The sequence below is a fragment of the Rhizobium terrae genome (assembly GCF_003425685.1).
GTDB classification, from domain to species: Bacteria; Pseudomonadota; Alphaproteobacteria; order Rhizobiales; family Rhizobiaceae; genus Neorhizobium; species Neorhizobium terrae.
Genome location: NZ_QJKM01000022.1, coordinates 25631 through 48983 on the forward strand (window position 1 = coordinate 25631; position 23353 = coordinate 48983).

General features: G+C 60.1%; 22 protein-coding genes. 8 read left to right on the forward strand and 14 right to left on the reverse strand.

The features are described from left to right. Nucleotides 1-362: 362 nt before the first annotated feature. The 5 genes from DMO26_RS29050 to DMO26_RS29070 form a co-directional block, all read right to left on the reverse strand. A complete protein-coding gene (locus DMO26_RS29050; RefSeq protein ID WP_117195812.1) occupies nt 363-1229 on the reverse strand; it encodes a metallophosphoesterase family protein in 867 nt (288 codons plus the stop codon). 144 nt (nt 1230-1373) lie between these two features. Then, on the reverse strand, nt 1374-2672 hold the full coding sequence (locus DMO26_RS29055; RefSeq protein ID WP_117195813.1) for an extracellular solute-binding protein: 1299 nt from the start codon (nt 2670-2672) through the stop codon (nt 1374-1376). Between the two features lie 25 nt (nt 2673-2697). Continuing rightward, nucleotides 2698-3525, reverse strand: coding sequence for a carbohydrate ABC transporter permease (locus DMO26_RS29060; RefSeq protein WP_117195814.1), 828 nt, complete (start codon nt 3523-3525; stop codon nt 2698-2700). 3 nt (nt 3526-3528) lie between these two features. After that, nucleotides 3529-4473 carry a carbohydrate ABC transporter permease gene (locus tag DMO26_RS29065; RefSeq protein ID WP_117195815.1) on the reverse strand — a complete coding sequence of 315 codons (945 nt, stop codon included), beginning with the start codon at nt 4471-4473 and terminating at the stop codon, nt 3529-3531. Further along, nucleotides 4466-5638: an ABC transporter ATP-binding protein gene (locus tag DMO26_RS29070; protein ID WP_117195816.1), complete on the reverse strand. Its 1173-nt coding sequence runs from the start codon at nt 5636-5638 to the stop codon at nt 4466-4468. The genes DMO26_RS29065 and DMO26_RS29070 overlap by 8 nt, the downstream gene beginning before the upstream one ends. Nucleotides 5639-5888: 250 nt before the next feature. Here DMO26_RS29070 and DMO26_RS29075 point away from each other — a divergent pair, with 250 nt between their 5' ends. Both DMO26_RS29075 and DMO26_RS29080 read left to right on the forward strand, forming a co-directional pair. Further along, nucleotides 5889-6680 carry an HAD-IIA family hydrolase gene (locus DMO26_RS29075; RefSeq protein ID WP_162895100.1) on the forward strand — a complete coding sequence of 264 codons (792 nt, stop codon included), beginning with the start codon at nt 5889-5891 and terminating at the stop codon, nt 6678-6680. Next, a complete protein-coding gene (locus DMO26_RS29080; protein ID WP_117195818.1) occupies nt 6677-7558 on the forward strand; it encodes a MurR/RpiR family transcriptional regulator in 882 nt (293 codons plus the stop codon). Before DMO26_RS29075 ends, DMO26_RS29080 begins: the two co-directional genes overlap by 4 nt. Before the next feature lie 110 nt (nt 7559-7668). Here the strand turns inward: DMO26_RS29080 and DMO26_RS29085 are convergent, their stop codons facing one another. Then, on the reverse strand, nt 7669-8139 hold the full coding sequence (locus tag DMO26_RS29085; protein WP_117195819.1) for a type II toxin-antitoxin system VapC family toxin: 471 nt from the start codon (nt 8137-8139) through the stop codon (nt 7669-7671). Further along, nucleotides 8136-8378 (reverse strand): type II toxin-antitoxin system Phd/YefM family antitoxin, encoded by a 243-nt coding sequence (locus tag DMO26_RS29090; RefSeq protein ID WP_117195820.1) that lies wholly within the window; start codon nt 8376-8378, stop codon nt 8136-8138. The genes DMO26_RS29085 and DMO26_RS29090 overlap by 4 nt, the downstream gene beginning before the upstream one ends. Nucleotides 8379-8888: 510 nt before the next feature. Here DMO26_RS29090 and DMO26_RS29095 point away from each other — a divergent pair. Continuing rightward, nucleotides 8889-9125 carry a KTSC domain-containing protein gene (locus DMO26_RS29095; protein ID WP_226951456.1) on the forward strand — a complete coding sequence of 79 codons (237 nt, stop codon included), beginning with the start codon at nt 8889-8891 and terminating at the stop codon, nt 9123-9125. Here the strand turns inward: DMO26_RS29095 and DMO26_RS29100 are convergent. From DMO26_RS29100 to DMO26_RS29110, 3 genes are all read right to left on the reverse strand, one after another. Beyond that, on the reverse strand, nt 9088-10017 hold the full coding sequence (locus DMO26_RS29100; RefSeq protein ID WP_117195821.1) for a HEPN domain-containing protein: 930 nt from the start codon (nt 10015-10017) through the stop codon (nt 9088-9090). The genes DMO26_RS29095 and DMO26_RS29100 overlap by 38 nt on opposite strands. Nucleotides 10018-10573: 556 nt before the next feature. After that, nucleotides 10574-11308 carry an SDR family oxidoreductase gene (locus DMO26_RS29105; protein ID WP_117195822.1) on the reverse strand — a complete coding sequence of 245 codons (735 nt, stop codon included), beginning with the start codon at nt 11306-11308 and terminating at the stop codon, nt 10574-10576. Beyond that, entirely contained in the window at nt 11305-12456 is a 1152-nt protein-coding gene (locus tag DMO26_RS29110) for a mandelate racemase/muconate lactonizing enzyme family protein (protein ID WP_117195823.1), read from the reverse strand. The genes DMO26_RS29105 and DMO26_RS29110 overlap by 4 nt, the downstream gene beginning before the upstream one ends. Before the next feature lie 133 nt (nt 12457-12589). On the opposite strand from DMO26_RS29110, the gene DMO26_RS29115 reads away from it, so the two are divergent. The 5 genes from DMO26_RS29115 to DMO26_RS29135 all read left to right on the forward strand — a co-directional run bounded on the left by DMO26_RS29115 (nt 12590) and on the right by DMO26_RS29135 (nt 17512). Further along, entirely contained in the window at nt 12590-13225 is a 636-nt protein-coding gene (locus tag DMO26_RS29115; protein WP_117195824.1) for a GntR family transcriptional regulator, read from the forward strand. Nucleotides 13226-13458: 233 nt separating this feature from the next. Further along, a complete protein-coding gene (locus tag DMO26_RS29120; protein WP_226951460.1) occupies nt 13459-14574 on the forward strand; it encodes an ABC transporter substrate-binding protein in 1116 nt (371 codons plus the stop codon). A gap of 152 nt (nt 14575-14726) precedes the next feature. Next, nucleotides 14727-15563, forward strand: a complete 837-nt coding sequence (locus DMO26_RS29125) for a carbohydrate ABC transporter permease (RefSeq protein ID WP_226951457.1) — start codon at nt 14727-14729, stop codon at nt 15561-15563. Nucleotides 15564-15566: 3 nt separating this feature from the next. Further along, complete coding sequence (locus DMO26_RS29130; protein WP_117195826.1) at nt 15567-16412, forward strand: carbohydrate ABC transporter permease; 846 nt, start codon at nt 15567-15569, stop codon at nt 16410-16412. 11 nt (nt 16413-16423) lie between these two features. Further along, nucleotides 16424-17512: an ABC transporter ATP-binding protein gene (locus DMO26_RS29135; RefSeq protein WP_117195827.1), complete on the forward strand. Its 1089-nt coding sequence runs from the start codon at nt 16424-16426 to the stop codon at nt 17510-17512. Between the two features lie 339 nt (nt 17513-17851). Here the strand turns inward: DMO26_RS29135 and DMO26_RS29140 are convergent, their stop codons facing one another. Genes DMO26_RS29140 through DMO26_RS29155 form a run of 4 tightly spaced genes read right to left on the reverse strand, consistent with a single transcriptional unit; the run spans nt 17852 to nt 23347 of the window. Then, nucleotides 17852-19849 (reverse strand): pyridoxamine 5'-phosphate oxidase family protein, encoded by a 1998-nt coding sequence (locus DMO26_RS29140; RefSeq protein WP_162895101.1) that lies wholly within the window; start codon nt 19847-19849, stop codon nt 17852-17854. A 51-nt stretch (nt 19850-19900) separates the two neighbouring features. Continuing rightward, nucleotides 19901-21532: an ABC transporter ATP-binding protein gene (locus tag DMO26_RS29145; RefSeq protein ID WP_117195829.1), complete on the reverse strand. Its 1632-nt coding sequence runs from the start codon at nt 21530-21532 to the stop codon at nt 19901-19903. Then, the gene (locus tag DMO26_RS29150; protein ID WP_117195830.1) at nt 21529-22359 is read right to left on the reverse strand and encodes an ABC transporter permease; all 831 of its coding nucleotides are present in this window, start codon (nt 22357-22359) and stop codon (nt 21529-21531) included. Before DMO26_RS29150 ends, DMO26_RS29145 begins: the two co-directional genes overlap by 4 nt. Nucleotides 22360-22369: 10 nt before the next feature. Then, nucleotides 22370-23347: an ABC transporter permease gene (locus DMO26_RS29155; RefSeq protein ID WP_117195831.1), complete on the reverse strand. Its 978-nt coding sequence runs from the start codon at nt 23345-23347 to the stop codon at nt 22370-22372. Nucleotides 23348-23353: the final 6 nt, after the last annotated feature.

The window sequence follows — 23353 nt, forward strand, 5'->3', positions numbered from 1 at the left end:
ATCGATCATTGGGGGCATGCCGATGGCTGCATTCCTCCCATGACCCACCGCGAGCATCCTTACATCTGTGCTCGCGTGTAGATGCACGCCGTCTTACGTGTCTGGCGACATCATCAGCATTTCGCCTGTTAAGGCATGTAGGCGAAGGCGACCTTTCAGCCCTCAGATGCGGGTTAACCGGTTCGTGTTCCTCAGCCTTCCAATACTTCAGCCTCGGGAACCATCTTGGCGTAACAACTCGCCTCAATCCCCTTTACCTGCGGGCTACGTCACCCGGCGCGGTTCACAGAGCAGACAGCTCGAGAGATTCTGCGCGAGCCTCCTAACAGCCGACGCCACCCACTCAATGCCGTCCTTGTCCCTCACCGCTTAAACTCGACCTCAGACCTGATTTCGGGAACATCCAAAAAAGAAGGCAACGGAGCGACCCAGCGGCGGGCGGTGGCGGCCGCATCGATGCCGAAGCGGAAGGGGTCGCGCCCGAATGCTTCCCAGGTTACCTTGTCATCGAGCTCAAGCAGACCCCATGTTCCGGCGGGCTCCGGATGGCATGTGAAGGTCTCCGTCAGGGATTGGACGGTCACATGCGGGATCCCGTCAACCATCGTCACAGTGTTCCAATGCACATGACCGGAGAACCAGACGACGGGGATGGTCGCGGCACGCAGAAGCGCGCGAACGCGATCGGCATTCGGATAGCAGGAGAACTGCGGATTGCGCTCGAAATAATAGTTGCTTTCCTGAGCATGTCCGGAGACCGGTACGTGGCTCATGATAGCCAGCGGACGATCGGCGCTGCGCACCACGCCCGCCAGCCAGATGAAGTCGCCTTCGCTTAATTTGAAGCCATCCGTTCTCACCAGCGTGTCGGCCGACCAAAGGACGATGCGCCATCCGCCGAGATCGATCGTCCGGTGGCCGAGGGGTTGTCCGAAAATTTCCTCGTTCTCCGCAACCGAAAGCCAGTTGCGGTCGTGATTTCCGCAGATGTGGTAGACGGGCCGTACGATCGGCCTGAAGGCCTCGGCGATCTCACGCTCAAGCCTCAGATCGGTTTCGCGGTCCACGTCGGAGATCCGGTCGCCGAGATCAATGACCGCATCGGGGTTTGCTTCGGCGACGAAACGCCGGAATTCCTCCATCAGCGCAAGCGCGGTGCTACCCTTCTTAGTGAACTTGTCCGTTCCATGATGGATGTCGGCGATAAGTGCGACGCGTACGGGGGCCATGTTCGTTTTCCTTCGTGATCGAACCGAGGCGAACGATCACCTCGAAATTGGCTGTGCCTTTGACCGGGCGTGAAGGACGCCGCGTGGGAACGGCGGCGTCCGCGATGGGGACCGGCCCGAGGGGGTGGCGGTCCCGGCGCTGGCTTAGGCGTGGGGAAGCAGGCCCTGGACCGCCTGGCCCAGATCGGCTAGCGCCTGATCGCCGGACTTCTTGCCGGTGAGGACCGGATAAAGGCCGTCGACGATGGTCTGTGTTATCTTCAGGCCGTTCTGTCCCGGAAACTCGAACCAGCCGGTGATCTTGTCGGTGCGCGAAGCGCCGAGCTTCTGCAGAGGATCATCCCGGTAAAGCTTGGCGAGCATGTCCTCGCGCTCGGCCGGAACCGTTGTCGAGGGAATGTATCCGAGGTGCTTCACCATCGAACTCGCGCCGATCGGGCCGGTGGCGAACTTGATGAACTCCCAGGCAGCCGCCTGCTTTGCCTCGCCCTTGGAGAACATCATCGCAACGCAGCCGCCCGCCGGCACGGTGCCGTTGTCTGCAGAGATCGGATGGGACGCGCCGACCAGCGGGAAACGGTTGCCGATCTCGCGATGGAAGCGGCCGAGTTCGGCGCTCGACGTGTTCATGAAACCGAGGCGGCCGGAGAACATTTCCTGATACATCACCTGGTCGCTGAGGTCCTTCATCCTGGCCTCGTCCACGAAGCGCTGCAGGAGCTGCAGCGCCTTCTGGCCCGGTTCCTCGGTAAAGCGGACCTTCGTGCCGGTCTTGTCGACGAACTCTCCGCCATGCGAACGGATAAGCGCCTGAAAAGCCCAGTCGCCCGCCATGCTCCAGCGATAGAACATTCCCTTCGTATTGGTGGAGGCGTTGTCGATCGCCTTCGCCAGTTCGATCAAACCGTTCCAATCCGCGGGCAGAGCTTGCGGATCGCCGCCAGCCTTCTTCACGAGGTCGGCGTTGAAATAGAAGACGGGCTGGGACATGCCGAAGGCGATCCCTACCTGCTTGCCTTCGAGCTGCCCGACCGAGAGAAGCGCCGGTTTATAGCCGAGCTCGGCGACTTTCGGATCAGACTTCAGGAACGGCGTGAGATCGACCGGCAGGTTTCGGTCCAGCAGCGCGCGCTGCCGGTTCAATCCATGCAGTCCGACATCTGGAAGAGTGCCGGTAATGCTGTCGCGAAGGCTGCGCTGGAGCAGTTCCGGGTAGCCGGGCTCGGGGGCGCGATACTTGACGCGGATGTTCGGATTGGCAGCTGAGAAAGCGGTTGCGATCTCCTTCATGGCCGGGTCAAAGACAACGGGTGACTGGTACTGAACCTCGATCTCGGTCACGCTGGACTGCGCGCGCAGGTAGGAAGGCAGGGCAACGGCGCTGCCGGCGGCAGCAGCTCCGGCAAGGATCTGACGGCGGGTGACGGGGATGCTGGTCTTCATGTCGAAACTCCTCGGAGAATGATGATTATTTCATGGAACTCATGGTGAGGCCGTCGATGAACCATCGCTGGGCGATCAGGAAGGCAATGACGAGCGGGGCGTTGACCACGGTCGCCGCCGCCATGAGACGACCGAAATTGGTGCCGGCTTCAGCGGTAACGAAGAACATGACGCCAAGCGCCGGCGTCGCGAGCTCGGGCGTTTGAATGGCGATGAGCGGCCAGAAAAAGTCATTCCAGTGGCCGACAACCGAAAGAATGCCAAAGGCGATCAGGCCGGGAATGGCTGTTGGCAGCATGATGCGCCAGACGATCGCAACCTCCGAAAGCCCGTCCATTCTGGCGGCGCTGATGAGGTCGTCAGGAACCGTGCGGAAGAATTGCCGCATCAGGAATATGCCGAAGACCGAAATGGCAGAAGGAAGGATCAGGGCGGCATAGCTGTCCAGCAGCCCGAACTTCCACAGCATGATATAGACCGGCACGGCGGGAACCTGTGGCGGGATCAGCAGGCCGAGCAGGACGAAAGCCATGGTGAGGTTGCGGCCGGGCCAGCGCAACTTGGCGAGCGCATAAGCGCAGGGAAGTGCAAACAGCGCCTGGGCTAGGAATATCCCGACGCAGACGAGGACGCCATTCAGGAGATAACGCCAGAGCGGCTGCATCGCGAAAGCCGCGACATAGTTCTCGATCCCGTCGGGGCTGGTCGGCAGGAGGGAAAACTGCGGGTGATAGATCTCCCCCTCGGTCTTCAGGCTGATCGAAACCATCAGTACGAAGGGAAGCACCATCAGGACGGCGCCCGTTGCAAGTATGAGGTGCCTGAACAGGGCGGCTGCGATGCTGGTTCTCATGGGTCATCCGTAATGGGTTTTGCGATCGACCAGCACGACCTGGAGCAGAGTGAGGACGAGCACGAAGAGCAGGAAGACGCAGGTCAGGGCCGACGCATAAGCCGAGCGCAGGAAAGAGAAGCCTTCCTGGTACATCTGGAAAAGGAGGACGTTCGTCGCATTGCCGGGTCCGCCCTGGGTCAGCGCGATGACTGTGTCGAAGACCTGGAACGACTTGATCGCCGTGACGGTCAACACGAAAAGCGTCGCCGGGCCCAGCATCGGCCATGTCACCCTGCGAAAGCGCTCCCAGGCACCATCGGCACCGTCCAGGGCGGCGGCGTCGTAGAGGTCCTTCGGAATTCCCTTGAGGCCGGCCAGGAACAGCACCATGTTGAGGCCGACCGATTGCCAGATGCCAATGACGCCCAAAGCGAGCAGCGCCGTGTCCGGGTCCCGGAGCCAGTCCCGCGTCGGAAGCCCGAAGGCCGACAGCGTCTGGTTGATGATCCCGACGGTTGGATGGAAATAGGCGAACTGGAACACGAATGCCATCGGCAGAAGCGTTGCCGTGACCGGCAGGAAAAACACGGTGCGGTAGAAGCCGCGCCCGGACGTGCCGCTCTCGATCAGCAACGCTGCTCCGAGACCAAGAAGAACGGAGAGCGGCATCGTGAAGGCGACATAGACGAGCGTGTTGAGGAAGGAGGTCCGGAACAGCTGGTCCGCAACCATCTCGCGAAAGTTGCCGAGTCCGATCCAGGACATGGTGGGCTGACCGAAGGACCAGTCCGTGAAGGACAGGAGGACGACGGCAGCGGCGGGACCGAGCAGGAGAAGCCACATCAAAGCGACAGCCGGACCGGCGAGCGACCAGGCCGTCGCGGTCTCCGCCACCCATCGGCCAATCAGCCGCCGGCTCGCCGACGAAGCCGACGACCGGTGCCGTGCCGTTGCGAGCTCAGCCATGAAGGTTCCTCACCTGCGACGGGACGGAACGCGTCAGCGTCGCCGCTCTCTTCCCGTTTTCGGTGAAGACGAGAATGCGCGCGGGATCAACGGCAAGATGGATCGGGCTGCCCAGCCGATAGCGTGTGGCGACGGTTGGCTCGACGCGGGCGACAACGGAAGCGGCGGAGCCGGCAAAGGAGACATGGAGCAGCGTTTCCGACCCCAGCAGCTCGATGTGCCTCACGGTGCCCGTGAGAAGCGAGCCTTCGCCGGGCTGCTGTGCCACCTCCCAGACTTCCGGACGGACGGCTACGGAAACGGGCGCATGCCGTCCGGCATCGACGACAACAGGCCAGATCTTGTCGAACACTTCGATCGCGCCGTCGTGCCGGACGGTGCCGGGAAGAACGTTGATCTCGGGCGTACCAATGAAGCGCGCGACTTCGAGGGTCTTCGGTTCGTCATAGATGCGTTGGGGCGGATCGACCTGCAGCAGACGCCCGTGCATCATCACCGCGACGCGGTCCGACATGGTCATCGCTTCGATCTGATCGTGCGTGACGTAGATGAACGTTGCCTGCAGCCGGCGATGCATCTCGGAGATTTCAGCGCGAGCTTTAACGCGCATCTTCGCGTCGAGGTTAGAAAGCGGCTCGTCCATCAGAAAGGCCTGCGGCTGGCGCACCATCGCTCGCGCCAGAGCAACCCGCTGTCGCTGTCCGCCGGACAGCTGGCCGGGGCGCCGGGACAGAAGATGCGCGATGCCGAGGCTCTCGGCGACCTGTCGTGCCTCAACGGCGATTTCCCGCCGGATCGCTCCCGCGCCCGGCAATAGCCCACCGAGGAGGGGTAATCGCTGGAGAGTGCCCATCCGCCGCATCGTCAGAGGGAGCGAAATGTTCTCTTCGACCGTCATGTATGGATAAAGCGCATAGGACTGGAAGACCATCGACAGGTCGCGCGCCTTGGGTGCCTTCATATCGACGCTGGAACCGGCGATGGCGATCGTGCCGGAATCCTGATGTTCAAGCCCCGCGATAATCCGCAGCAGCGTGCTCTTGCCGCAGCCGGAGGGACCAACGAGCGTCAGGAACTCTCCATTCGCGACGTCGAGCGACACACCCTCGAGTATGATCGTGCCCGCGAATGACTTACTGATATTCGCAATCGAAATCTCCGCCATCGCCGGCTCCTTTGAAGACCGGGGGTTTATACACCCCTTGTGTGACAGACGAATGAAATAAGCTCATTATATTTCTCTTTTGTTTCTGATGAAATCTCATATGATGGCGAGACAAATGCTTCGATCGTGCGGTCTGGTCTCTATCGAGGATGAAGATGGCCTCTTCCGCTGAAGGTATTGCTGCGAGTCGCTCATTTCGACGAATGCTCGACTGAAGATTTGTCAGGATTGAATGCGGGCAAGAACTGAAATGTTGAATGAATTAGAGGCAGCCGACGGCTACTTGTTCGATCTGGACGGCACGCTGCTCAGCGGTGGGGCGCTCTTGCCGGACGCCCGTGCGATGCTTGCCGAAGCGCGGCATAATTTTGCGATCGTCAGCAACAATGCCGAACATCTCCCATCACAGATCGCCGCGATGCTGGCCGATCTCAGCCTCGACGTTCCCGCCGAGCGGATTGTCACGGCAGGGGCTGAAACCCTGAAGCTGGTGAGCGAGGAACTGCCGGGCGCGGCCATTCTTCTCCTTTGCAGCGGCGCCCTAAGTGATTTTGCCGTTCAGAGAAAGTTGGTTCCGTCCGACGAGCGCGTTGACGCCGTCGTCGTTGGGCGCGACAGAAATTTCTCCTATGAAAAACTGCGGCTTGCCGCCAATGCGGTGCTGAACGGAGCCCAGCTGTTCGTCGCCAACCCGGATCTGACGCATCCGAGCCCCGGCGGCTTGATCGTGCCGGAAACCGGATCGCTCGCCGCCGCCATACTCGCTTGCACCGGCAACGTCCCCTACCGGGTCGTTGGAAAGCCGGAGGCGCATCTGTTCCGCCGCGGCCTGAGCGTTGTGGGAACGGAGGCCCGGCGGACAATCATGGTTGGAGACAATCACGAGACCGACGGAGCCGGCGCTGCCAGAATGGGGATCCGCTACGTTCACATCGGTGAACACAAGCCCTCGGTAACTCCCTCGCCAACGACAGGCAATCCATCCTTGTCGCCACAGGCGGAATGCGCCGGGAATACAATGGTACGGAAAGGCAGGCCATGAAGGAACTACGCTCAAAAGCCGAAAAGGCGCCAGCCCTTGAAGGGGCCCTAGACCGTCTTCGGGTGCTCAAGGGCTCCTTGCCTCCGACGGCCGCACGCATAGCCGACTTCATCGTGGAAAACGCCCAGGACGTCGTTCACATGTCGGTGACGGAAGTCGCTGAAAGCGCCCAGGCGAGCGAGGGAAGCGTCATCAGCCTCTGCCAGCAGCTCGGCGCAAGAGGGTTCCAGCAACTCAAGATCGCGCTCGCGCGCGACCTCGTCCAGCCGGTCCAGTTCATCCACGAGGATGTCAGCCGGAACGACGGGACATCGACCGTCATCGAGAAGATCTTCCGAAGCGACATGCAGGCTCTGCAAGATACCCTGAAGGTAATCGATCACGTCGCCATGTCCCGCGCCGTGACGGCAATTCTGAAGGCAAGGAGGGTCGAAATCTACGGCATCGGCAGCGCCGCGCCCATCGCCGAAGACGCCAATTACCGCCTGGTGCGTATCGGCATAGAATCGAAGGTTCTGGTCGATTCGCATCTCCAGGCGATCAGCGCCTCGCTGACAGGCAACGATGTCGTCACCATCACCATCTCGCATTCGGGCTCGACGCACGAGACCGTCACCGCCACGAAGCTGGCGAAGGAGGCCGGGGCGACGACCGTCTGCATCACCAATTTCGGGCGATCTCCTTTGCTCTCCTATGCCGATATCGTCCTCTACACGATGGCGAAGGAAACGCAATTCCGCACCGAGGCGATGACCAGCCGCATCGCGCAGCTCGCGATCATCGACGCTCTGATCGCCTGCGTCAGCCTTGCCAGTTACGACCGGGCCGTCGCGACGATTGCCAACACGTTCGAGGTTCTTTCCACTAAACGCTTTTGACTAGCCGCGTTGCTAGCGATTGCTGGCTTCGGCCGGAATCGGCCCGACCGGAGACCAGGCGGGAGAGCCCGCGCCCCTCCCCTCGTATCCTCCTCCCGCCCGCCGTCTCATCAAAGCAGTCGGCCCTCAAATTCCGGAGCAAGCGGATCGGCAAGTGAAATGCTCAGGCGCAGCGGTTCAAAGTGCCGGATGTTCCGGGTCAGCAAGCAATGCTCATGTGCCTCGGCCGTAGCCGCAATCAAGACATCCGAAAAGCCTGGATGACGTCCATTAGCTCTTGCTCGCTCCGCAAGCGCGCCGGCCACTTTCCCAACGGCACTGTCGAGGGGCAGTACCCTGTTGCCGTAATAGGCGAGAATGCGATCGAGCCATCGCTCGAGCGCCTCTGCCCGGTCTTTTACCCCGGCCGCGCGTAATTTTTCGATCCCGGCCGAAATCTCAACAACAGTGACCGCCGAGAGATACAGGACATCCGTCCTATCCCGAAGCCATTCCAGGAGGGGAGGCTCGGCGCGGACATGGCCGTCTTTTGTCGGCGCCAACTGACTGATGACGTTCGTGTCGAGCAGCCACGATTTCACAGTTCGATCTCACGGGCAGGTTCCTCGTCCCGCTCGAATTCAAGCCCGTGGGGGATCGATATCAGCAGATCGGCAAAGCTCGGCGGGTTGTCGGGATAGATCCGACGCCCCTCCTCCACCGGAACCACCATGGCGGCCGGCCGGCCGTGTTTGGTGACGATGGTCGGCTCTCCGTGTTCAGCGGCTTCGACAATCGCCGAGAATGTTGATTTGGCGTCTCTCAACTGCAAGACCTTCATCTGGATCACCTTCAGTGACTACAGTGTGGTCATAATAGATGCGCCATGAGCCGAAAGCAAGGCCGAGGCTTATGTGTATCGCCGAATGATCGTATTAGTGTATGAACTATAGCGCGGCGATCAGGATGAGACGGCGCATTGCCTCGCGAGAAATGCTTCCCTGATTGTTGGTCTGGCAAAATGCCATGCGCCCGGCCCGGCTAACCGGCGATGAGAGGATGGGCTTCAGTCGGCCCACCCTGCTTTCTTTGCGATTGACCTTGCGACCCCGGGGCTGACTTCATTGTGCCTTGGCACTTGAGCGTCGTCTTTGTCTGGTTGGCGGTATACATCGTTGTGCCAGTAGGCTTTGCCGCATTACAAATACAAGGTGATTTATCTGAGAATTACCGGTCGCTTGGCCGGAGATGTAGGGGAAGATTACCGAGCTTCAGACGGCCATATCACACCTCTTGATTTTATTGCATTGCACAATATTGTTCTCTTAAGCCAACAGCTGAGGTGCAAGCCATGCGCGTCGAGTTGAGATCCAGGCTGATCGAAGCCGCCTCATATGAGGAAGACGTGCGCTTGCTGCGTCTATATATGACAAATGGGCAGTTGCGGGAATTTAGCGATGTACCGAAACGGATCTTTGATGATCTGTCGAACGCCAAGTCGGCTGGTACCTATTACGTGAACAATATAAGGGGCCGTTTCTCCGAGCCCGCTAGTTACCCGGTCGGCGCAACCGCTCCTCACAGATAGGTCGGACCAATTCCTTCAGCACCAAAATGCGTTCGATCAGCCACCGAAGCTCCTCCTCGGTGATCTCGTAATGGGGTGAATATCTGGCATCCACGTATGCGCGATCGAGTCTTTCGAAGCAACGGCGGGCAAATTTCGTGTCCCGCGGCCAAGCCTCGATCAATCGCGGTTCGATGCGCTCCGCCGAAGAGCGAAGTGATTTAAGCCGATGTGATTTCGGGCTGTACAGGGTCAGGACGAGCAAGACGCAGTGGTAAAGGCGCTCCGCTGCCTGATGGAGTTCGAACGCTGCGATCTTAGGGCGCCCCTTTTCCATCGCGTAAAGGCCCTGGTCGTAGAAGTCCTCCGCGCTTTGAAACCATTCTTTGAAATGCCCGCCAGCCTCTTCCCTCGCCTCATCTTCGCTAAGAGGTTTGGGTGTCACGAACGGATGGCCTTCCTTTTCATAGAGGATGACACCGTCGCGGACGATATCGATGAAAAAAGGCCTTCCGCGCGCCAACTGGTCATTCACGTCCTGCAGCGTATGGACGATGACATTGACCGGCGTCTCGATCGTCTTCGTAACCACCAGTTCTCGCAAAAAATGATCCGAAACGTCGTGCCACAGCTCATTTTCTTCGCCGACGCTTTTGATGTTGACGACAACCAGGATGTCGTAGTCGGACCGGTAACCGCTCTTGTGGTCCTCAACCCAATCGCCGCGGCCATATGAACCAAAGAGGATAACCTTTAAGATCCGGCCGGCGCGTTGTTTTTCCGAAAGCTTGGTCTGTTGGGCAGCCTCGAACTCCTCAAAGATGATTTTCAAGGCGCGCGAGAGCTCCCGCCGCTTGCGGTCTGGAAGATGCCCAAGGGCCTCGTTATCAGTCACCCCAACACCTGTGTCCATTGTCTCCGAGGCGATCTCCAACCCAGGGGCGCCATTCCTGTACGTTCAGATCTGATAGAAGATCAAGAATCACGCCGGCTGCCTACTGGTCAAGTTCAACAGCCAAGATACGAGAGTTTCGGGTTGTTGTAATCCCGATAATCGCACAACTGGATATGGGGCAGGCGCCGAGATTTGATCGCGTCTTCATCGAAGCGCCGACGCGAAGCCGGCCGGCATCCCGATCAATTGACGGCGGTTTTCGGCTCTAACGATACCCCTTGGGTCAGCGACTTTGGCACCAAGCCTCCCGGTACACGAGCAGATTGATGCCGGCGAAGAAAAGGCTGACCATGAGAGATATGTGGAGCGGCCCCTTGGGCAAGTGCTTCTTCAGAAGGCCACCGCTGTCGGCCTTCTATCAGATAGCGGCCCCCGGATCATCCTCATCGCCAACGGGCGGCAATGCGTAGGGTCAATTTAAGCTCTGGAGAATTGATGGCTTTTCCTGGCCCAGCTCACCAACACGCACAGTTTCATTGTTCGCCAAAGTCTTGAAATCGCGTCGAAACTAACGTCAGATCGTCCAGCCACCATCAATCGCGAAGGCTTGTCCGGTCGTGTAGGTCGCCCCAGCGATGTAGACGGCGAGATCGGCGATTTCCTCCGCCGCTCCCAAACGGCCTTGAGGCTGGCGAGCGATGAAGGTTGCAAGAGCATTGTCGTAGTCACCCGTGGCCTGAAGCCTCTGATGAAGCGACGGACTATCGACGGTCCCCGGGCAGATCGCATTGCACCGTATCCCCTGGGCCACATAGTCAGCGGCAATCGACTTGGTCATTCCAATCACGGCAGCCTTGGTTGTCCCATAGGCAAACCGGTTCGGGACGCCTTTGATGCTGGATGCAACGGACGCCATGTTGATGATACAGCCCGATTTCGCATTGATCATGCCTGGCAGAACCGCGCGGGTGGTGCGCACCATCGCCTTCACGTTGAGCTCGAACGCAAAGTCCAGATCATCCTCAGCCATATCCAAAACCGAACCATTGTGCACGATGCCAGCGCAATTGAAGAGGACATCGACCCGGCCAATATCGCCGATGGCGGCCGCAACCGCGCCACTATCGAGAACATCAAGCACGCTTGCCCGGATACCGGAGATACCGTCCAGTTGCTGGACGAGGTCTGCGTTGATATCGGTCGCATGAACTCTTGCGCGGGCGGACGCAAACGCCAGCGCCGTTGCTCGGCCAATTCCCTGCGCTGCGGCAGTAACGAAAACAGTCTTACCCTCGAGTATTCCGCTCATGCGACAGCTCCAAAAACTGGAAGGCGAGGATTGGCCGGCGCAGCGCCAAGCTCGCTTCGCTCCAGGCGCTTCGGACGAGCCCATTTCTCGCGCGCACTATTGGAAAGCACGAGACCATGGCCAGGCCTGTCGGGCGCATAGGCATATCCGTCCCGGATCTCGATAGGCTGTTCCACCAGATGGTCAAAGTTCTGGAATGAATATTCCAGCCATTCGACCTCCGGCAGCGCCACGGCCATATGCACGCCTACCTCAAGGAATGTGTTTCCGATGGTCACCGGAATCCCGAGGTCGGCAGCAAGCCAGCCGATGCGCATCACATCCGTGACGAAAGCATGGACGTTGAGAATGTCTGCACCGAACGCTTCCAGCAGGAGCCGCTTGCCATGAACGTCAAGATATTCGCCGGAATTGATCTGTGTCCAGCTTGCGGCATGGCGAAGGGTGCGCAGCCCTTCATAGTCGTGACGAAGGATCGGATCCTCCACCCAAAGCAAATCGTGGCCGGCAGCCCGGATTGCCTCGAGCTTCATCAAGGCTTCCTTGGAATTCCAGGCCTCATTCGGATCGATCATCACCTTGGATCCGGCTGGCACGCATGACTTGAGAAGTTCCAGGCGTCGCATGTCTCGCGCGAAATCCGTGTGACCGACCTTGATCTTGAAGGCTTCATAACCCTGCGAGGCGGCATATCCGAACAGTTTTACAAAATCATCATCGCTCAGATGAAAGTCGAGACCTGAGGCGTAAGCGCGAACCCGGTTCCGCCGGCTTCCCAGTAGCACATGCAGGGGCAATCCAGCTTCTTTTGCGGCAAGATCCCATAGGGCAACTTGGATGGCCTCGCCGAACGGCAGTGAAAACGCCCGCTGGTTTCCACCACGTGGGCGGTTCACACGATGGACGAGAGCGATCGCTTTCTGTCCTGTCAGTCCCGGCCACACTTCCCGCTCAAAGATGCTCTCGATCTCCGACTGATCCGGTAGAGCGGTGAACAGGGTCTGGATGAAGCCGAGACCGACTTCGCCGCTTTCTGAAATTAATTCCAAAGCGGCGACGTTGGTGTCATCCGCCCGAACCTGACTATCGCCAATTACCCTGTCGCGGGCGAACTGAAAACGCGTTATACGGAAATGAGAAAGAGTCATCACGGTGGCCTTCTGATCGATTATAATCGATTTCTGATCTATCAGATCCCTACCGACTAGCAAATGAACGGAGTGGCCGCAAGTGGCGCTGAAGGCAAAACCGAGTACCGATCAGTCCCCTGCGACACAACGCATGAGCGACGTCGCCTATGATCGAATCCTTGAAGGTCTCTTTGATCGTCGCGTCCCGGTTGGCGCTTTTATCTCGCAAAACGAGCTATCCGCGATCATCAACGTGCCTGTCGCGCCGCTGCGCGATGCCTTGCGGATGCTGGAGGCGGAGGGCATCCTGACGATCCATCCAAGATCAGGCATTCAGTTCGTCCGTCCAGGAATGGAGCTGACGCGAGCGACATACCAGTTTCGCATCATAATCGAACGCGCGGCTGTACGGGTTTTTGCCGAAGAAGGCGACGAGCATCTCATGGCAACGCTTGAAGTACGTCATTCCCGGCTGGCTCGGGCCACCGAGAAGGGGACATTGACCTCCGAAATGCTGCAGGAACTAGACGCGCTCGAGATCGAGCTGCACAGCAGCATCATTCAAGCGCTACGCAATCCCCTCATCGACACAACGTACCGCCGCATGCATAATTACCTACGTCTCTTAAGGCTTGACCGAAAGCTGACGCCCCCGATCATCCTGCGAACGATCGGCGAACATCTCGATATTCTCGAAGCCTGCAGCAAGCGCGATGCAGATGCGGCGGAGGCAGCGCTGGTTGCCCATTTCCAAGCTGCAGTTCAACGAAACCTTGGCTTCATCTAATGCACGGACTTGACGCCAAAGCAGCAGTTGCACCCGCAGTTAAATGATGTTATCCAACCCTCAACTGATCGATCAGAATGATATTCTGATATTTCTGGGAGGAGATGGATATGCAGCTGAATCGCAGAGAGCTTCTGGCTGGCGCGACCGCAATGGCATTGGCAAGCCAGATGGGCACCGCTCGTGCCGCCGGAGCAATCAACTATTGGCATCATTTTGCCAGCCAGTCGGAGATGGAGGGTCTCGCGAAGATCATTGCCCTCTTTCAGGCGAAATATTCCGGCACGAAGGTCACACAGGAAGGTATTCCGAATTCGGAATACATGGCGAAAGTGTCCTCAGCTGTCGTCGCCGGCGGCAAGCCCGATACTGGTATGGTGATCACCGAGCGGTTTGCCGATCTTGTGGCTATGAATGGTCTTGTCGACCTCAGCGCGCGGGTCAAAGCCTGGCCCGGAAGATCGAGCTTTCCTGATAATCGTTGGAAGGGCCTGTCTCAGGACGGCAAGATCTATGCAGTGCCTGCGTTCGCCTTCGTTGACTGGATGTATTATCGCGCCGACTATTTCGAGCAGGCCGGCCTTTCCGGACCGCCGAAGAACTTTGACGAGTTCGTTCAGGCAGCCCGCAAACTGACCGACCCATCCAAGGGGCGATATGCTTTCAGCATGCGGGGCGGCGCTGGCGCCTTCAAATACGTTATCGACGTGATGGAAGCGTTCGGCTCACCGATCGTCAAAGACGGTAAGCCTGCCATTGACCGCGCGGCGGCCATCGAGGCAGTGACATTTTATTCGGACCTGTTCGTAAAGGAGAAGGTCGTTCCGCCGAGTGCGCCGAACGACAGCTATCGTCAGATCATGGAGGCATTCAGGACCGGCCAGACGGCCATGGTCTGGCATCACACCGGATCGTTGAGCGAGATTTCCGGTGCGCTCAAGCAGGGCACGCAGTTCCAGACGGCCCCGATGCCGGCGGGACCCAAGGCACAAATTGCCCGCGTCGCCTATGCGGGCAACGGCGTCATAAAGGAAGACAATATCGAGGCCGCCTGGCAGTGGGTCAGCTTCTGGGGCGAGCCGGAAGCGGCGATCGCGCTGCTTGAGGCAACCGGATATTTCCCGGCCTCGACCGCAGCATTACAGGATCCGCGCCTAACGTCGAACAAGATCTATGACGCGGCGGTCAAGACGCTCGATTTCGGGCGCTTGCCCAATACCTTTGTCGGCGCTGCGGGCTGGTCTGAAAACGTCGTCAATCCTGCATTCCAGTCCGTTTTGACCGGTCAGTCCAAACCGGCTGATGCAGTCGACAGGATGATCAAGGGTCTCGACGCAGCAATGCGCTGATCCCAGACGGGGGGCGCGCTTCGCGCCCTCTCCCCGCCTTCTTCAGGAACGGCGCCAAAGCCGAGGATTGAATGGATACTGGATCTCATCTTCCCAAAACCGGGATGATTGGGGAGCTTTCCGAGACGCGATACTGGATCTACCTGCTCCTCTTGCCGAGCCTGGTGATCATCTTACTCGTGATCGCCTACCCGACCATCTACGGCATGGCTATCAGCTTTCGCGAAATGCGGCTGACTCGGCCGGGCCTCACCGGCTGGGTCGGGTTCAAGCATTACATTGTCATGATCGATGATCCGGTGTTCTGGGTCGCTCTTAAGAATACCGTGCTCTGGGTGACCTTTGCGGTGGTGCTGGAACTGGGATTGGGTTTCATCGCTGCAACGGCTTTGAATCGCAACGTGCCGGGGACCGGGATCTTCGCAGTCCTGATCCTGGTGCCTTATTTCCTTCCGAATGTCGTCGCCGGCCATATGTGGGCGCTGCTGCTGGACCCGCGCCTGGGTGTCATCAACGACGTCCTTGTCCGCATCGGCATATTGAGTAGTTACAAAGCCTGGTTTGCCGATCCGAACACCGCGCTCGCCGCGACGATCTTCGTCGAGGCCTGGCATGGTTTTCCATTCTTCGCCCTGCTGTTGCTTGCCGGCTTGAAAGGAATTCCATACGACCTCTACAGAGCCGCCGCGGTGGACGGTGCCGGGCCGATCGCTCAGTTCAGGCTGATCACCGTCCCAATGTTGAAGTCGGTCATCGCGGCCGCCGTGATCCTGCGTGTCATCAGCCTCGTCAACTCGCCGGATCTTCTGCTCATACTGACCGGTGGTGGCCCGGGCGACGCGACGCAAGTCCTGTCGCTCTATGCCTTCCAGACGGCCTATAAGGACTTCAACTTCGGATATGCGTCGGCATTGTCAGTCGTGATGTTCGTGATCCTGATGGTGTTCGCCTACGCCTACATTCGCCTTTCCAAGATAGGTCAGGAGTAAATCATGGCTGCAACCCGCCGCAGCCGACGAATGGCTGCCGACATTCTCACCTATTTTGTTCTGGTCTCGATGTCGCTGTTTTGCATCGGACCGATTGTCTGGATGTTTCTGACCTCCCTGAAACTTGAGGCGGACATCGTCACCCAGACGATGCAGTACATCCCGAACCGGATCACATTTCAGAACTATGTCGCAATCTGGACCCAGTCGAGTTTCCCGGTTCTGATCGGCAACAGTTTGATCGTTACCCTCATCACCATCGTCGTCTGCCTCGCCACGGGGACGCTCGCGGCATATGCGTTCTCTCGCTACACATTCAGGGGCCGCAACGCGCTGATGCTCGGTTATCTCGTCGTGCGCATGTTCCCGGCCGTCATGATGATCATCCCGCTCTATGTCGTGCTTCGATCTGTCGGCCTGATCGACAGCCGCATTGGTCTCGCCCTCGCCTACACGAGTTTCCTGCTGCCGCTATTCGTCTGGATGCTTAAGGGCTTTTTCGATGCGGCGCCCAAGGAGCTTGAAAGCGCCGCGCGCATCGACGGTTCCACCCGCTTTGGCGCCATGCTCTGGATCGTCATCCCTCTTGCCAGAAACGGTTTGGTCGCAAGTTCCGTCTTTATCGCGATCGCTGCGTGGAACGAGTTCCTGTTTGCGCTGATGCTGACGACCGGACAGGGCTCCCGGACCTGGCCAGTCGGCCTTCAGTTGATGGTTGGCGAGTTTCAGCTTCCCTGGGGCGTGCTCGCCGCCGGGGGCATACTTAGCATTCTGCCGGTCATGTTGATGTTTGCGCTCGTGCAGCGCGTGATGGTGCAGGGCCTGACGGCCGGCGCCATCAAAGGCTAAGGACAACCACTATGGCGACATTGTCTCTTCAGAACGTTCAGAAATCTTATGGTGGCCTTCAAGTGTTGCACGGGATCGATGTGGAACTCGAAGACGGAGGCTTTCTCGTTCTTCTTGGCCCTTCCGGGTGCGGAAAATCTACACTCCTCAATCTGATTGCCGGGCTCGACGACGTTTCGGCAGGCGATATCCGCATCGATGGTCGATCGGTCATCGAACTCGCGCCGAAAGACCGCAATATTGCGATGGTTTTCCAGTCCTACGCACTTTATCCAACAATGTCGGTCGAACGTAACATCGGGTTTGGCCTGGAAATGCGCGGCGTCAACAACACTGAACGCAATGCTGCAGTCAAGCAGGCGGCGGACCTGTTGCAGATTTCGCATCTTCTGGACCGACGGCCCGCCAATCTTTCCGGGGGTCAACGCCAACGCGTAGCCATGGGCCGCGCTATCGTTCGCAACCCCGATCTGTTTCTTTTTGACGAGCCCCTTTCAAATCTCGATGCGAAGCTCCGTGCCGAGATGCGTACTGAAATCAAGCGACTTCATGGAAGGCTCGGCACGAGTGTTGTTTACGTCACGCACGATCAGATCGAAGCCATGACGCTCGGCACGAAGGTGGCCGTCATGAAAGGCGGCTACATACAGCAGTTTGCGGACCCGCAGACGATCTATGAAAAACCGGCCAATATGTTTGTTGCCGGTTTCATTGGTTCGCCATCGATGAATTTCGTGACCGGCACCCTGACGTCCGATGGCCGTCTTGCGCGTTTCGAAGCACCCGGCGTCCAGGTGGAGGCCCCAATGTCCTCCGGCGAGATCTTTGGCGCAAAAGCCGCAGTTCTGGGAATCAGGCCGGAGGAGTTGAAAATAGCCGATAGTGCAGGCTCGATGTTGACAGGGATAATCGACGTCGTTGAGCCGACCGGACCGGACACCATGGTGACAATCCGCATCGCGGAGCAACCGATCGTCGCGCGTCTCCCGCCTCGTTTCTTCGGCAGAGTTGGAGAGGCCATCTGGTTGTCAGCAGATGTAAGGAGCGTAAGCTTATTTGACGCCGAGACGGAGAGGCGTATTCCGCTCGGAACCGAATGATGGCCCGCGACCACGCCAGAGCACTTCACGCTCTTGATGGGTTTCGAACGACCATCCACTATCGGCTTTAATAGCCCTGACTTCCCAGACCAACTGTCCGGCTGGCGGGTTTCCCGCACAAGCTAAAACTAAGGCATCGATGACCGCATGCAGCCTAAGCACCATTGTCCAGCCGGACGACAACTGCCTGCTCGACGTGGGCGAGATGGACGAACACTATGACCGTGTCTAAACTTCGGGACACCTCACAGACGCTGACGAGGCATCAATGCTCGATGTAATCAATGATATTATCGTTTAGATTGAGAGGCTTCCTCTCAGGGTACGATTGGCAAAACTCTAGCAATCCAGAATGATATCGTTGCGCGGAATGGCCTGGCACATCAGGACCTGTCCTCGGGCCACGACCGGCTCCTCGTCGCAGGTCGGATAGCTGGTCCTGCCGCTGACGATGCGTTGGGCACAGGATTGGCATTCGCCGCTGCGACAGGAATATTGGATCTCGACGCCGTTGGCGAGCGCTAGGTCGAGCAGGAAGCCGCTCTCCGGCCTCCATGTGACCCGTTTGCTGGACTTGGCGAATTCCACGTTGCAAGGCGCATAGGCGACAAGCGCATCGATAGTGCCGGCTGCCGAGCGACCGCCTTTCGCCTCGAAGACTTCCGTTCTGAGGCTTCCAGGCGCAGCACCGAGAGCGATCAGCCCCTGTTCCAGCGAGGACATAAAGCTATCGGGCCCGCAGATGTAGAAATCAGCGTCCGGGATCGATACATGCCGGGCGATCACCCCGGCATCCAGGCGTCCCTCGTGGTGACAACTGTCGCCGGCCTCGGGTCTCGAGTAGATGGTGAGCAGCCTGATGGCCGGATTGGCGGCGACCATTTGCTGCGCCTCCCCCACGAACAGATGATGCCTGCCGCTGCGCGCTGCATGGATGAACAGCACGTCGCGGCTACCGCCCTCGCGGGCCAGATGTTCGGCCATCGGCAGGAGCGGCGTGATGCCGACGCCGGCGCTGACCAGCACCACCGGACGATGGGGATCGCTGTCGAATACGAAATGCCCGGCCGGTGCGCCGAGTCGCAACTCGTCGCCGACGGCGATCCCGTCATGCAGGACAGCGGAAATGCCGTCATTGCCAACGCGGCGCACGGAGATGCGCAGCGTATGCTTGTCCGGCATGCCGGAGATGGAATAGCAGCGGCGCTGGCTGCCAAGCCGTTTGTGCCCGGGCAACGACACTGTGATGAACTGGCCCGGCGCCGCATTGCCGACAGGCGCATCGTCGCGCGGCTTCAGCAGGAAGGATACAACATCGGGGCTTTCCTGCCTGCGGTCGACGCAGGTGAAACTGCGCAGGCCGGCCCAGGCCGGCGCCCGGCTGTCGGACCATATGCGCGAGCGGGTGAAGGCGGCCGAGCAGTGGAAATAGATTTCCTGCGGCTGCACGCTCAGACGGCGCCGCTCCTCGCCCTCACCCGCCACTTCGCGATAGGTGCCGTTAAGGCGCAGTGCATCGCATCGTCCGGGCTCGGCGGCGAGCAGCGCGCATTGGGCGGAATGGGGTATGTCCGCCCGGTCGGCGACCTCGCGGTCGATCTCCAGCAGGAAAGATGGCTGGTTGGTCGCAGGATCTAGCCTGAGCGGCGCATGTCCCGCGAGTTCGATCAGGATCTCGCCATCCTCGCCCTCATGGGCGAAAACGACGAAGCGTGCATCGTTGATGAAGCCCATGAAGCCGGGGCTCGGCAGATCGTAGACCTTGGTCTGCACGATCGGGCTCGGCGTTCCGTAGAAAGCCCTGATGCCGGTATCGGCAAGGCGCGTTTCGGCGGCGGCATCGTAGAGCACCGGATTGCGGCCGCGCTCGGCCTGCCATTGCTTGTCGCTGAAATAGATGTCCAGCGCATCGAGCGGCGGCTTCCTGCCGGAGGGGCCGACCCAGAAACCGCTCTTGCGAAACGCCTCGCTTGCGACGAATTCCATCCTGCCCGGCTTGAGCACCATCACGCTCAGCGCCCGGTTCTCGTCGGCCGGGAAGGCGGCGATATCCTCATCGGCCTGCGACACGGAAGCGTATGCGGCAATGCGCAGATAGGTCTCGGAATTGCGGTTGATCAGCAGCAGCGCAACATCGGGATTGCTTAGGATGTTGCCGATCGTATCGAGCCGCTTGTTGCCGATATAGTCGGGCAGCAACACGCAGCCATCGGCGCGCAGCCGCACCACCGAAGGCTGGCCGCCACGCGGCGAGACGTCCATAGCACCTTCGCCATTGCGGGACGCGATGAAGAGCAGCGTCGCCTGCTCGATGAAAGAACGCGTGTGATCATCCATGGTCTTCATCCACTGTGGCGGCGCGGGAGGCTGTTCTCCCCCCAGCCGTCTCTATACCGTCGCACCTGCCAGCGCCCGACGCCTGAAGAAGTCACGGCCGGGAACGGCGTCCAGCAGACGGCGGGTGTATTCGGCGCGTGGGGCTTCGAAAAGGTCGCACGCCTGCGCCTGTTCGACGATGCGGCCGTTCTGCATGACGACAATCCGGTCGGCAATTTCGCGGGCGACCCGGAGATCGTGAGTGATAAACAGCATGCTCAGGCCCATTTCCGCCTTGAGATCGGACAAGAGCTTCAGCACCTGCGCCTGCACCGACACGTCGAGCGCGGAGACCGCCTCGTCGGCGATAAGGCAGACCGGATCGAGCGACAGGGCACGGGCGATACAGATGCGCTGCCGCTGGCCGCCGGAGAATTCATGCGGGAAACGATCGAGCGCATTGGCGCCGAGACCCACCTTTTCCAGCCAACGCGTGGCGGTCGCCACCGCATCCGCGCTTGAGGCGCCGAAGGCCATGGGGCCGCGGATGATGCTTTCGCCGATCTTCAGCCGCGGATCAAGCGAGGCATAGGGGTCCTGAAAGACGATCTGCGCCTTGCGCCGGAACTGGCGTAGCGCCTCGCCCTTCATAGCCCGGACAGATGCACCGTCGAAGGTGATATCGCCGGCATCGGGCTCGATCAGGCGCAGCACCATCCGTGCGAGCGACGATTTGCCCGAGCCACTTTCACCGACGACGGCGAGCGTATCGCCGCGGTTGAGCGTGAGATCGATGCCATCGGCGGCGACCACGCGCCGCGGCCGGGCAAAGAAGCTCTGCCGGGTGACGAACACCTTCTGCAGGTTGCGGATCTCCAGTAGCGGCGCATCCTTTGCGCTGCCCGCCAGCACCGAGCCGCGTCCCGGCACGGCGTCGAGCAGGTCGCGGGTATAGTGGTTCTCAGGATTGTCCAGAACGGCGGAAGCAAGCCCCTGCTCCACCACCTTACCGTGACGCAGCACGACGACGCGACCGGCGATATCGGCGACGACGCCGATGTCGTGGGTTATGAACAGCACGCCCATCTCGCGCGTCTTCTGCAGGTTGCGAATCAGGTCGAGGATCTGCCGCTGTGTCGTGACGTCGAGCGCCGTGGTCGGCTCGTCGGCGATCAGCAGCTTCGGATCGTTGGCGAGGGCCATGGCGATCATCACGCGCTGGCGCTGGCCGCCCGAAAGCTGGAACGGATAGGCCGAGACGAGCGAGGCCGGATCGGGAAGGCCGACCTGGCCGAACAGTTCCAGCACGCGCGCGTCGACCTGTGCGTCGGACATGCGTCCATGGATGCGGATCGACTCGCCAACCTGCTTGCCGACGCGGGCGAGCGGATTGAGCGCGGTCAGCGGCTCCTGAAAGATCATGGCGATCTGGTTGCCGCGCAGCGCCCGCATCTCGTGCGGGGGTATGCCGAGCAGGTTGCGGCCGCCGAAGCGGATCTCGCCCCCCAGCGCCGTCACCTGCTTGGGCAGGAGGCCGAGGACGGCATGGGCAGTCATCGACTTGCCGGAGCCGCTTTCGCCGACGAGGCAGACGATCTCGTTGGCATTGACGTCGAGGCTGATACCGTCAACGGCATGGCTACGATCCGCACCCGCGGGCAGGCCGACGACGAGCTTTTCGATGGAAAGCAAGGGATCGGTCATGCGCGGGAAATCCTGGGATTGAGAGTATCGTTGAGCGCCTCGCCCACGAGGTTGATGGCGACGACGGTCAAAAGAATGGCGATGCCCGGGAAGACGCTCATCCACCAGGCCTGACGGATGACCGTGCGGCCGGCGCCGATCATGTAGCCCCAGCTCATGAAATTGGGATCGCCGAGGCCCATGAAGGACAGTGCCGCCTCGATCAGGATGGCGGCGGCGACCGTCAGCGATCCCGCGACGATGATCGGCGAGACGGCATTGGGCAGCACATGGCGCAGCACGACGGAAATGGTCGATTGCCCCTGGCAGCGCGCCGCCTGGACGAATTCCCGCTGGGAAACGGTCTTCACCTGAGCCCGCGTCAGGCGCGACAGAGGCGGCCAGCTGACCAGGCCGATCGCCAGAATGATCGTCGTGATCGATGGGGTCAGGATGGCGACGAACAGGATGGCGAGCACGAAGCTCGGAATGGTCTGGAAGATCTCGGTAAAGCGGACGATCGCCGCATCGACGGCGCCGCCGGCATAGCCGGCAATACAGCCGAGCAGCACACCGATGCCGAGCGCCGTTGCCGTGGAGGCGAAACCGATCAGGATCGAGACGCGGGCGCCGTGGACGATGCCCGCCGCGATATCGCGTCCGAGCGTGTCGGAACCGAGCAGCATGCCGTTCTCGCCGGGCCGGCTGAAGGGTATGCCTACCATTTCCCAGGGCGAGACGGGATAAAGCAGCGGGGCGACGATCGCCAGGAGGCAGACCAAGGCGAGCAGAACCAAGCCGACGCCGCCGGCGGGCCGACTCAAGAATGTGCGCATGAAACCTTGCATGGTCGTTCTCCTATCGGCCCTTGATGCGCGGATCGATGATCCGGTGCAGGACGTCGGTCAAATGGTTGGTGGCGATGACCAGAACCGACATCATCAGGAACAGGCCGAGAAGAACGGGATAATCCCGCGCGGTGACCGCATCGAAGGTGAGCCGGCCGATGCCGGGCCAGGAGAACACCGTTTCCACCACCACGGCGCCGCCGATCAGCGCGCCGGCCTGCAGCCCGGCAAAGGTCACGACCGGAACGGCGGCGTTGCGCAGCATGTGGCGCCGCAGGATCTGCCCTTCGTTCAGCCCCTTGGCGCGGGCGGTGCGTACATGATCCTCATGGGACACTTCGATCAGCGAGGAACGCATCAGCCGCGTATAGACGGCCATGTAGATGGCCGAGAGCGTGACAACGGGGAGGATCAGGTGTTTGGCCACGTCGAGCGCATATTCGATGGGACCAAAACTCGAGGCGCGGATATTGGCGTAGCCGAAGGCCGGCAGCCAGTCGAGCTGGATCGAGAAGACCAGGACCAGCATCAACCCAAGCCAGAAGACCGGCGTCGCATAGAACAGCAGCGAGATCAGCGACACCGCGAGATCGGCCCATGTGCCGTGCCGGCGGCCGGCGAAGGCGCCGAACAGCACGCCGCCGATCAGCGACAGGAAGAAGGCCGACAGCGTCAGCATCAGCGTCGGCCCGAGCCGTTCGAGGATGAGCTGGCTGACCTCGGCGCGCTGACGATAGGAATAGCCGAGATCGAGCTGCACGACCTTGCCGATATAGGTGCCAAGCTGCACCAGGAACGGCTGGTCCAGGCCATATTCGGCGCGAACCTGCTCGATGAACTTCGCATCGGCCGCACCGGATTGCCCGGCAATGACCATGGCGGGGTCACCAGGTGCTGCGTGTATCAGAACGAAATTGATCGAGGTTATGACGAGGATCGTGAACACGATCCCCGCCAGCTTCGCGCAGAGACGGGATAAAATCATCATCAGGCG

Bases quoted from the DNA above. Each gene is read 5' to 3' on its own strand.
- DMO26_RS29050 (WP_117195812.1), bottom strand. From the start codon at position 1,229: ATGGCCCCCGTACGCGTCGCACTTATCGCCGACATCCATCATGGAACG.
- DMO26_RS29055 (WP_117195813.1), bottom strand. From the start codon at position 2,672: ATGAAGACCAGCATCCCCGTCACCCGCCGTCAGATCCTTGCCGGAGCT.
- DMO26_RS29060 (WP_117195814.1), bottom strand. From the start codon at position 3,525: ATGAGAACCAGCATCGCAGCCGCCCTGTTCAGGCACCTCATACTTGCA.
- DMO26_RS29065 (WP_117195815.1), bottom strand. From the start codon at position 4,473: ATGGCTGAGCTCGCAACGGCACGGCACCGGTCGTCGGCTTCGTCGGCG.
- DMO26_RS29070 (WP_117195816.1), bottom strand. From the start codon at position 5,638: ATGGCGGAGATTTCGATTGCGAATATCAGTAAGTCATTCGCGGGCACG.
- DMO26_RS29075 (WP_162895100.1), top strand. From the start codon at position 5,889: ATGTTGAATGAATTAGAGGCAGCCGACGGCTACTTGTTCGATCTGGAC.
- DMO26_RS29080 (WP_117195818.1), top strand. From the start codon at position 6,677: ATGAAGGAACTACGCTCAAAAGCCGAAAAGGCGCCAGCCCTTGAAGGG.
- DMO26_RS29090 (WP_117195820.1), bottom strand. From the start codon at position 8,378: ATGAAGGTCTTGCAGTTGAGAGACGCCAAATCAACATTCTCGGCGATT.
- DMO26_RS29095 (WP_226951456.1), top strand. From the start codon at position 8,889: ATGCGCGTCGAGTTGAGATCCAGGCTGATCGAAGCCGCCTCATATGAG.
- DMO26_RS29100 (WP_117195821.1), bottom strand. From the start codon at position 10,017: ATGGACACAGGTGTTGGGGTGACTGATAACGAGGCCCTTGGGCATCTT.
- DMO26_RS29105 (WP_117195822.1), bottom strand. From the start codon at position 11,308: ATGAGCGGAATACTCGAGGGTAAGACTGTTTTCGTTACTGCCGCAGCG.
- DMO26_RS29110 (WP_117195823.1), bottom strand. From the start codon at position 12,456: ATGACTCTTTCTCATTTCCGTATAACGCGTTTTCAGTTCGCCCGCGAC.
- DMO26_RS29115 (WP_117195824.1), top strand. From the start codon at position 12,590: ATGAGCGACGTCGCCTATGATCGAATCCTTGAAGGTCTCTTTGATCGT.
- DMO26_RS29120 (WP_226951460.1), top strand. From the start codon at position 13,459: ATGGAGGGTCTCGCGAAGATCATTGCCCTCTTTCAGGCGAAATATTCC.
- DMO26_RS29130 (WP_117195826.1), top strand. From the start codon at position 15,567: ATGGCTGCAACCCGCCGCAGCCGACGAATGGCTGCCGACATTCTCACC.
- DMO26_RS29135 (WP_117195827.1), top strand. From the start codon at position 16,424: ATGGCGACATTGTCTCTTCAGAACGTTCAGAAATCTTATGGTGGCCTT.
- DMO26_RS29140 (WP_162895101.1), bottom strand. From the start codon at position 19,849: ATGGATGATCACACGCGTTCTTTCATCGAGCAGGCGACGCTGCTCTTC.
- DMO26_RS29145 (WP_117195829.1), bottom strand. From the start codon at position 21,532: ATGACCGATCCCTTGCTTTCCATCGAAAAGCTCGTCGTCGGCCTGCCC.
- DMO26_RS29150 (WP_117195830.1), bottom strand. From the start codon at position 22,359: ATGCAAGGTTTCATGCGCACATTCTTGAGTCGGCCCGCCGGCGGCGTC.
- DMO26_RS29155 (WP_117195831.1), bottom strand. From the start codon at position 23,347: ATGATGATTTTATCCCGTCTCTGCGCGAAGCTGGCGGGGATCGTGTTC.